At 49.1% G+C, this 9,826-nt stretch carries 5 protein-coding genes; 1 reads left to right on the top strand and 4 read right to left on the bottom strand.

The annotated features are described in order from the left end of the window. Positions 1-326 precede the first annotated feature (326 nt). Positions 327-3,887: a PAS domain-containing protein gene (locus HY879_12770; protein MBI5604216.1), complete on the bottom strand. Its 3,561-nt coding sequence runs from the start codon at positions 3,885-3,887 to the stop codon at positions 327-329. Positions 3,888-4,249: 362 nt separating this feature from the next. Here HY879_12770 and pckA point away from each other — a divergent pair, with 362 nt between their 5' ends. Next, positions 4,250-5,857 (top strand): phosphoenolpyruvate carboxykinase (ATP), encoded by a 1,608-nt coding sequence (pckA, locus tag HY879_12765; GenBank protein ID MBI5604215.1) that lies wholly within the window; start codon positions 4,250-4,252, stop codon positions 5,855-5,857. Positions 5,858-6,180: 323 nt separating this feature from the next. Here pckA and HY879_12760 read toward each other — a convergent pair whose 3' ends face one another. From HY879_12760 to HY879_12750, 3 genes are all read right to left on the bottom strand, one after another. Beyond that, on the bottom strand, positions 6,181-8,250 hold the full coding sequence (locus HY879_12760; protein MBI5604214.1) for a response regulator: 2,070 nt from the start codon (positions 8,248-8,250) through the stop codon (positions 6,181-6,183). Between the two features lie 78 nt (positions 8,251-8,328). After that, positions 8,329-9,171, bottom strand: a complete 843-nt coding sequence (locus HY879_12755) for an HDOD domain-containing protein (GenBank protein ID MBI5604213.1) — start codon at positions 9,169-9,171, stop codon at positions 8,329-8,331. 418 nt (positions 9,172-9,589) lie between these two features. Continuing rightward, on the bottom strand, positions 9,590-9,799 hold the full coding sequence (locus tag HY879_12750) for a hypothetical protein (GenBank protein MBI5604212.1): 210 nt from the start codon (positions 9,797-9,799) through the stop codon (positions 9,590-9,592). Positions 9,800-9,826: the final 27 nt, after the last annotated feature.

Raw genomic sequence — 9,826 nt, 5'->3', positions numbered from 1 at the left:
AGAGGACAGAAAGGAAAAGCTTTCGCTACCCTTCGGCCTGCTTCCAAACGGAAGCCTTTGTTTTAGGTCGACGAAGTCGACCGCATAATTATGGCCGGAGGCCCTCCGGGGCGGAGTCCAGAGTTGTTTTGTACAATCCCGCCTCTCACGGGATTGTACAAAAATGATTTTCTCTGCGTACTTCGCGGCTTTGCGGTGAACAACGCGTTCTTTTCAAACACCTAAAGTGTTACAAACTTTCATGCCCCCGGGGGCGCCACGAATTATCAAAATATCTTCAAGGTTCAAGGTTTTTCATACTTGAAACTTGAAACTTTATTTTCGAACTAAACAGGCCAGACGGCCTTGATAACCGTCCCTTTCCCTGTTTGGGAATCGATAGCCAAAGAACCGCCTGAAAGTTCAGCCCGTTCTTTCATGCTGGAAAGACCCATTCCTTTTTTCGTGCTTTCCATGGAAAGCAGACTTTCCGGATCGAATCCTTTTCCATTGTCCCGAATAATCAGCTCAATGGACCGATTGTTTTTTCGCAGATCGAGCTGCACCCGGTCCGCCCCGGCATATTTGCCGATATTATTCATTGCTTCCTGGGTAATCCGGAACATAACAATCTTCAGAGGTTCCGGCACCTCCTCTTCCCGGACGCCAATGGCCTGATCCACCAGGATATCCGAATAAATGGTTTGATATCGCCGGCAGAACCAGGAAAAGGTGGCTATAATACCCAAATCATCCAGCAGGGGGGGCCGCAAATCGGATTGAATCCTTCGGGTTTCACTGATGGTGTCTTGAATGATAGGAACGAGGGCCTCCAGTGGCTCGGAAATGGTCACGGACGGGGTTAACCGGATCCTTTGCAATACATCCTCCACCTTGAATTTGATGGCGCTCAGGGATGATCCCAGACTGTCATGGACCTCCCGGGCGATCTTCTTTCTTTCATTTTCCTGGGTGGTCAGGAGCTTGGCGGAAAGCGTTCGGAGCCGGTTTTCCGATTCCCGGAGTTCTTCCTCTCCGCGCCGCCGGACAATAATTCCGGCCATCGTATCGGCAATGGCGGTCAGGAAGCCTTCCTTTTCCAGATTCCGGGGATATTGATCTCCGACCAGATAGATGTTTATCAGTCCGATGGTCCGGCCGGCGAATTGAATCGGTATAAAATAGTGGGCATGGGTCTCGATGCTGCCCTCTCCGATCTCGTGACCGCCCTGGCAGGTCCCGAAAAAATCCAGGGCCTGTTTTTGGACCGCCTGTCCGCAAAGACACCGGCCGAAGGGAACCGAAGAACAATATTTTTGATGTAAATCGGAAAATCCTCTCTGGGCCTTCATGACTAAGACCTCGGAGTCCTCTTCGACCAGAAAGATACAACCCTTTGAGAAAGAACCAGGCCAGGGCAGGGAAATCAGCAGGTCAAGGGCCTCCTCCAGGAATTGGTCCAGAGTGACTTCCTCCAGGGAAAGGCGAAGCAGGGTGTTGATCCCGGTTTGGGTCTCGAAATTCCGCTTTAATTCCGACTCTAAATTAAAACGATTAACCGCTTCCCCGATCAGGGAGGTCATCGTCTCAATGAATTCAACGGTTTTTTGCGAAATCTTCTCTTCCCGTTCATCGGCCAGATGAATCGCCCCCAGCATCTCCCCCTGATAGCGTATCGGGATGATGGCCATGGAGAGAAAGCCGCTTTTTACACAGACCCCTCTAAAACGGGCCTGCTCTCCGGGCGAGAGATTGGAAACATAGGTTACGGTGTCATTGCACCGGAAGGAGCCGCGGGCCGTCATCAGGGGGAGATCCTGCGGATCCGGGTTTTCCTGGATCACCCGGATACAGGCGCATTGATCACCGTTCAGTGAAAGCCAGTTCTCGGAGGCTTCGAAATCCGGGCTGAAACCCCGATGGGCTTCATAAGGGATGTTGCCTTGCCGGTCCCGAATCCGGATACCCACATTTTGACAATTGCTCCAGCGGTGAATCAGGTCTACCACCGCATCTAAGTATTCCTTTCTTTCGGTTTTCCCGGCGAATAGTTCAAGAAGGGCGTTGGTGGACCGGGTCCATTTCTCCATCTCCATCCGTTCGGTGATGTCCTGGTTGACGACAACGGCCCCGGTAATTTCTTGTTCACTGTTTCGGATCGGGATGGCCGAGTTGAGAATAATTTTATGGGTTCCGTCAAAACACTCAATCTCTACTTCCTCATCAATGGAGGTTTCTCCTTTGAGGATGGCCCGCGCCCCGGCCCAATCCTCCGGTCCTATGGGCTTTCCATCGGCCAGCCACCAGCCTTTATATTCCCCATAGCGGTCTATTCCGACATATCTGGCTCCGGCCCAAATCAGGAGGCTGGCGGGGTTGCCCTGTAAGACGGAACCTTTTTTATCCAATATCCAGACTCCCACCGGCAAGGTTTTCAAAACAGTTCGCAAGAGCTCTAAGTTTTGACGGCGCGCCTCTTCGGCCCTCTCCTTTTCAGTCACATCCTTGAGTGCAAAGACTAAATATTCGACTTCGCCGTTCTCGTCCAGCAAAGGCGTCAGGGTCCAGTCCCAGTAAGTCACCCCCCATTCCGGATGATCCGGGAAGGAAAAGGGTTTGGCAATGGCTTGAAAAGGCGTTTTGGCCTTGACCACCTGCCTGAAAATGGCTTCGTTTTCTTCGTGAGGATAAAATTCAAAATGATTGTGCCCTGGGAATTCGGATTCCGGGCGTTGGCAGGCTTCGGCATAGGCGGCGTTTACCCTGAGGAAGTTAAAATCTTTATCGAGGAAGACCAAAGGGGTTATGGTGCTTCTATAGAAGGCATCCAAAATTTTTGCCTGATCCAGGATCTTTTTCCGGGCCTGTTTGCCTTCTTCTTTTTCCAGACCAAGGGCTTCGATGGCCGAGGCCAACTCTTCTTTTCGTTTATAAACCTGGGTTTCCAATTCGTCGCAAGAACGGAGAAGCATCTCTTCCAATCGTTTGCGCTCGGTGATATCTCGAAGGTAGATCTCCAGCCAACCTTCCCGGGAATAGGCCCAGGCTTCAAACCATTTGTCGGGAATGGCCATTCTGGTTTCAAAGTGAACCAGGCGGCCTTCCTTTTTGACGATTTGGTTCTGTCTGAAAAATTCCGTATGAATACACTGGGGGTATTCGTCCCAGAAGACTTTACCAATGAGTTCTTCTTGGGGTCGATTAAAGATCTGCTCCTCGGCAGCCGGGTTGATTTCGAGAAAACGCCAGTCAAAGTCAAGGGCGATGTAGCTATCGGCCATGTTCCCCAAGACAGATTTGAGCCTTTCATGGGCCATCTGCAAGGCCTGTTGGGTTTGTTTCTGCTCCGTTATGTCGCGGATCAACCACCGTAGGCCGACTACAGTCCCCGAGGCATTGAGCATGGTGGTTATGGTGATAGATGCGGGGAAGGGTTTTTCTTTCCGAGGCTGGAGGGTAATCTCCCAGTCTTCCGACCTCCCCCACCCGGATAGTTGCCCCAGACGAACCAGAAAGGTTTGGTGATTTTCCGTAGCGACATAGACCAGGAGGGGATTTCCTATAAGAAAATCCTGAGCTTCTGAAAGCAAAGTTGCTGCAATACGATTGGCCTCTAAAATAATCCCTTTCAAATCGGTGACCAGGTAGGCGTCTGGAGTAAAGTCAAAAAGTTCTTGATAGCGCTGATGTTCCGCTTCGACAATCCGGCGGGTTTGGATTAACTCTTCATTTTGCTGGCGCAGTTCTTCTTCACTGGATTGAAGTTCTTCCAGGGCGTTAGAGAATTCCTCCAGGACTTCATCGAAAAAGGCTATTTTTTGCTCGGGTGAGGACTGGGCACGATCCCGGAAAGTCTTCAGTCGCTCGCGGGTCTTCTTGATCTGTCCTTCGAAGGTGCTGATCTTCATGGATATCCCTTAAAAAAAGGTGATTAACAAAAAAAAGCGAAATTTCATTTTTCCCTCTGTCGAGGAGGCCTTCAAAATTCTTACGCTCTGATTTTGCGAATTTATCAAAAATAATGAAAAATGTCAAAATGCGTTTAGAGCCTTCGAGTTTTTACGAATCCATAAAAATTAGATGGATTTGGAATGGGGTCTAAGGTATAATTCTTCCCAAAGCTATTTGAAATTTCATTGTTACTCGTTACTCGTTTCTCGTTGCTTGTGACTGGTTATTGGTTTTAATGAGCAACCAGCAACCAGTTAAAATAGGTCAGGCATCCTGCCTGACTGTATATAGCAGGTAAATAAAAAAATGGAGGCAGGGTATGAATCTGGGAAGCAGGCAGGCCCATTACGACCTGGAGCATCATGGGATCAAGAATATCGGGACCATTTACTGGAATCCTACCACCCCGGTACTGTATGAAGAGATTGTCCGCCGGCGGGAAGGGGTCATAGCCCATTTAGGGCCGATTGTCGTCAGGACCGGACATCATACCGGCCGATCTCCTAATGATAAACGCATTGTGCGTGAAAAAACCAGTTCGGATAAGATCTGGTGGAGTCCGGTTAATGTGCCGATGGAGCCGGAAAAGTTCGAGGTCCTCTATTTCCGGCTGCTGGCTTATCTCCAGGGCAAGGATGTCTTTGTCCAGGACTGCTATGCCGGAGCGGACCCCAAATACCAGGTACCGATCCGGATCATTACGGAAACCGCCTGGCACAATCTATTTTCCAGGAATATGTTCGTCCAGATCAAGGAATCATCGAAGCTGGCCCATCATGTCCCGAAATTTACCATTATCAACGTTCCCAAATTTCATGCCCTGCCGGAATTGGACGGAACCAATTCCGAGGCCTTTATCATTGTAAATTTCGGAAAAAGGTTGATTTTGATCGGTGGTACCATTTACGCCGGTGAGATCAAGAAATCGGTCTTCACCGTCCTGAATTACCTTTATCCCCAGGAAAAGGTCATGTCCATGCACTGTTCGGCCAATGTGGGCCAGAAAGGAGACGTGGCCATATTTTTCGGTCTGTCCGGTACCGGGAAAACCACCCTGTCCGCCGATCCGGAAAGGTTACTCATCGGCGATGACGAACACGGCTGGAGTGATAAAGGGATCTTTAACTTTGAAGGGGGCTGTTACGCTAAGGTCATTCGCCTTTCCGAAGAGGCCGAACCTGAAATCTATGAGTGCACCAGAAAGTTCGGAACGATCCTGGAGAATGTAGCCATTGATAATGAAACCCGCCGGATCGATTTAAACGATGGCTCTCTGACCGAAAACACCCGGGCCGCCTATCCCATCAGCCATATCAGCCGGGCTATCCGTTCCGGTCTGGCCGGCCATCCTCAAAATATCATTATGCTGACCTATGATGCCTTTGGGGTTTTGCCCCCTATCGCCAGATTAACCCCGGAACAGGCCATGTATCAATTCCTTTCCGGTTATACGGCTAAAGTGGCCGGAACGGAAAAGGGGTTGGGTAAAGAACCTCAAGCCACCTTCAGTACCTGTTTCGGTGCCCCCTTTATGGCCCTTCCCCCAACGGTCTATGCCGAGCTGTTAGGGGAAAGGATCAAAAAACATAAAGTCAAATGCTGGCTGGTTAATACAGGGCTTTCCGGCGGTCCTTTCGGGCTCGGGGAACGGCTCAAAATCGCCTATACCCGGGCGATGATCCACCAGGCTTTGAATGGGAAGCTGGACAATGTGCCTACTGAAACGGATCCTATTTTCAATCTCCGCATTCCCACAGCCTGTGAAGGGGTCCCAAAAGAAATACTAAACCCTCGAAACACCTGGCGTAAGCCCAAAGACTATGATACCAAGGCCCGGGACCTGGCCGAAAGATTCAAGGAAAATTTTAAACAATTTGCGGATAAGGTATCGACCAAGGTCAAGAAGGCCGGGCCGGCCGGGAGTTAGTTTGAAAACAGCATTCAGGGGTCGGGGATCGGGGGTCGGGGTTAGTTTGAAGATAAAGTTTCAAGATGCAAATTAGGACGCAGATTTTAGCCGATCCCGCAGATAACTATTCTTGTTGCGTTCGTAAAAAGCTATGAAACGCCGCATTGCGGCGCTGTATCAGAAAATAACTTGGCAATAAAAAAGCTAAGTTATTTGGAAGTCCAAAAGCGCCGATTTGCGTCATTCCCGCCTTCGCGGGAATGACGAGTTAATACGAGACCATCATTCTTTATATTCAAAATTTGCTTCAGTCTGCGTCCCAAAAGGACATTCCTATAATTTCAAGTCCCTTCAGCGGCCGGAAGTTCCATCAGCCCGGTTTTTTCAAGTAACCTTAAATCCTTTTTCGGCAGGTCTAATATTTCCCGCACCTTTAAGGCCAACTCCCTGGGTGTAAAGGGTTTTTGGAGAAAGGCGGTCTTTTCATTCAGGAGGCCGTGGCGGATAACGGCATCATCAGTATAACCAGACATATAGAGGACCCGGGCTTCAGGATGGATAAGGGTCAACGATTCGGCGGCTTCCCGGCCATTCATCCCGGGCATAACCATATCGGTTAACACCAGGTGGATCAGGGGGGAATACCTTTGGGAAATCAACAGGGCCTGATTGCCGTTACAAGCATCCAGGACATGATAACCACTGGTTTCCAGGCCTTCTTTAATTGAAGTTCGAAGCATGGGTTCATCTTCAATCAACAAAATAGTTTCCGAGCCTTGGGGGGAATGGAGCGGTTCCGCGGTCCTTTCCGGTTTAATGAAAGGCTCGGTCGCTTGAGGAAGGAAGATTTTAATAGTCGTTCCTTTCCCCGATTCACTATAAACCCAAATATACCCCCCGCTTTGTTTAACAATGCCGTAAACCGTGGAAAGCCCCAATCCCGTGCCCTTGCCCTGTCCTTTTGTGGTAAAGAAAGGCTCAAAGATGTGCGATTGGGTTTCCTGATCCATGCCCTCCCCGTTGTCACTAACCGTAAGCAGGGTATACTCTCCGGGGATCACTATAGGGTGCCGGTGGAGATAAGGCTGGTCTATTCGGCAATTGGTGGTTTCAAAGAGGAGTCTGCCCCCCTGGGGCATGGCATCCCGGGCATTGATGGTGAGATTCATGATGACTTGCTCGAGTTGTCCCTTGTCGGCTTTGACCATGCCGGCGGCCGGGTCCAGAGAGGTGATCAGTTCGATATCCTCGCCGATAATGCGCAAAAGCATTTTTTTTATATCTGAGAGGATGGCGTTCAAATCCAGGATTTTGGGTTGGAGGACCTGCCGGCGGCTTAAGGCCAGTAATTGGCGGGTAAGTGAAGCCGCCCGGTCGGCCGCTTTGGTGATTTCCTCCACATAATGATAGGGTTGGGTATTTTTTCCCAGCCCGGCCAGGGTTAGATCACAATAGCCCATAATGGCCATCAAGAGGTTGTTGAAATCGTGGGCCACCCCACCGGCCAACCTTCCAATGGCTTCCAATTTCTGGGATTGATGAAACTGCAGTTCCAGATGTTTGCGTTCGGTAATATCAACGAAACTCTCAATCAGACAGGATCGGCCGCCTAACATAACAGAAACCACCGTCTTTAGAATCGGGATGGTTTCCCCATTGGATTTGGTCAGCGCGTATTCGGAATTCTCCAGACTGCTGTTTAATCCCGAAACAGCCAAAGGGCATTTTTGATTTTCCATTAAACAGAAGGAATGACATGGGGAACCTATGATGGTTTCTTTCGGGAAGCCCATAAGTTCCAGGGCGGTCTTATTGGCATTCATAACCTGGTGTGTTTCTTCGTCGATGATAATAATCCCTGTTCTGATGGAATCCAGGATGGTTTTTAATTCTCTTTTGGCGTGTTCCAGATTCTGGGTGCGACCGGTTATTTTCTGCCTCAGGAGGGCTTCATGGGCCTTTAATTTTTTTGACAAGGATTTATTATGAATTGAGGCGGCCAGTTGCCTGGTTTGAAGCAGGCACAACTGCAATAACCCATTCTCCCACGATTCTACGGGCCGGCTCAGGGAGAGGATAAGGACTCCCAAAATCTCATTGGAAGCCCATAAAGGAAGAATCAGCAGGTGCCTATCTCCGACCAACTTTTCGCCGGAAAAAGCCAGATACCCTTGGTAGGAGTTCAGGGCCGAGGCCACCACCCTTTGATCCACCAATAGGGAGAATTGTTCCTGGGACCAGGGATCGGCTCCTTCGGGACAGGTGACTTGATGATGAAATTCGAAGGTTTCTTTGTTCAATAAAAAGAGGGAGACGGAGATACTATAAGGTAAATATAAAAATATTTCCAATTCTCCTTCGTCCCTGCTTCCCAATGGTGAGACCAGGGCATCAAGAAATTTCCATGGCAAGGTCCTTTCTCCTTCTATGCCAACATGGATCATATCGTTCGATGGGACAGGGTTCCTCATTGGTTGGTCTCTCTATTTTTATAAAAGTACCTGGCAAATGTCCTTATGGTCTTTTAAAAGATCGGGGACCATACACTGGAGCGATCCCGGTTTTAGATGTAATATTTCCAGGGCTTCTTGGTTGGGTTGGGGGATGAAATCATCTCCGGGATGGCCCAATTCAAGGGCCCGGACCAGAATATTGCCTAAATGAACCGCAGCCACCAGCGGATCCGGTATATCCGGAACGATTCCTGTTTCATGGTAACGAATGGCGTTAATAATGGATAGGGGCAATCCCCATCTTTCGGCAATGATGGCCCCGGTTTGGGCATGATCCATCCCGAAAACCGCCAATTCGCCTCCCTGAAGGAGTTGTCGGTTTTTCCTGGAAATTTCCAAGGCCTTTGAGAATTGATCTTCGGCGAACTCAAAAAAAACGAGTCTGCCGATATCATGCAGAATTCCAGCGATGAAATAATTTTCCTGTTTGGTCAGACCCAAGGTCCGGCCCAGGTATTTAGCGGCTATACCGACGCCGATGGAATGGCTCCAGAAATCGACAGGCCGGAAATCCCAAGCAGATCCTTTTTGGGAAAAAAAATCTATGAGGTAAGAAGAGAGGATCAGGTTATAAATTTCATTATAGCCTAAGATTACAACAGCTCGTGAAATCGTATCAATTTGTCCTGGAAAGCCGTAAAAAGGGGAATTGACGATTTTTAAGACTTTCCAGGTTGAGGCCTGATCGCAGGCAATGATGTCGGAGACCTCCTGGATGGTTGACTTTGGGTCGGCTAAGACATCGATCAAAGAAGCGTAGACCGTCGGCAGGGTGGAAAATTCTTCGATATCCTGAATGATTCTACCGGACAGCTCCATAGAAAACCCCATGCCTTTCAGGGCACCAAGAAATGTGAAGGGTTAACGTCTAACGCGTGAAGCGTTACCTTATTAAGCCCTCATGCCCCCAAAGGGCGCCACGAGGTATGAAAATCGGTTCAAGAATAAAGCTCAAAGTTGAAAGCTCAAAGCTCAAAGCGAAACCCCTGGACAGGGTTCAAGGTTTTTGCCTTGTAACTTGCAACTTGCATCTTGAGCCTTTATTTTCTATCTAATCCCGGATCTCTGACCCCCGATCCCTGAAAGCTGTTTTCCAACTAAACCCTCATGACTCGCCGGGTCGCCACGAAGCATGAAAAAGCGAATATCGAATATCGAATATCGAATCATGAATGTTGAAGGAGAGTTTCTTTTAAATTCCGAAATCCGAAATCCGAAATTGGAATCTATTTTCGTACTAAACCTCCCTGCCGGAGGTCCCTTCGGAACCCATTTCCATGACCCGACGAATGGCCTGTTGGACGGCCAGATCGATGACTTCCTCCTCCAGCGGATTATTGGGATGCCAAAAGAGACGTTTATTTATCAGGGTTGTTGCCCGGTTTCGGATTTCCTCATTGATAACCGGGTGATCTTCATTGGACTCCCCACCTTGAACGAGGATCATTTGAACCCCCCAGGTTTTAAGGACGTT

This window comes from Deltaproteobacteria bacterium (assembly GCA_016219225.1).
Lineage (GTDB): Bacteria > Desulfobacterota > RBG-13-43-22 > RBG-13-43-22 > RBG-13-43-22 > RBG-13-43-22.
This window is presented reverse-complemented; position numbering and strand designations above follow the sequence as displayed.

Bases quoted from the DNA above. Each gene is read 5' to 3' on its own strand.
- HY879_12755 (MBI5604213.1), bottom strand. From the start codon at position 9,171: ATGGAGCTGTCCGGTAGAATCATTCAGGATATCGAAGAATTTTCCACC.
- pckA (MBI5604215.1), top strand. From the start codon at position 4,250: ATGAATCTGGGAAGCAGGCAGGCCCATTACGACCTGGAGCATCATGGG.
- HY879_12750 (MBI5604212.1), bottom strand. From the start codon at position 9,799: ATGATCCTCGTTCAAGGTGGGGAGTCCAATGAAGATCACCCGGTTATC.
- HY879_12770 (MBI5604216.1), bottom strand. From the start codon at position 3,887: ATGAAGATCAGCACCTTCGAAGGACAGATCAAGAAGACCCGCGAGCGA.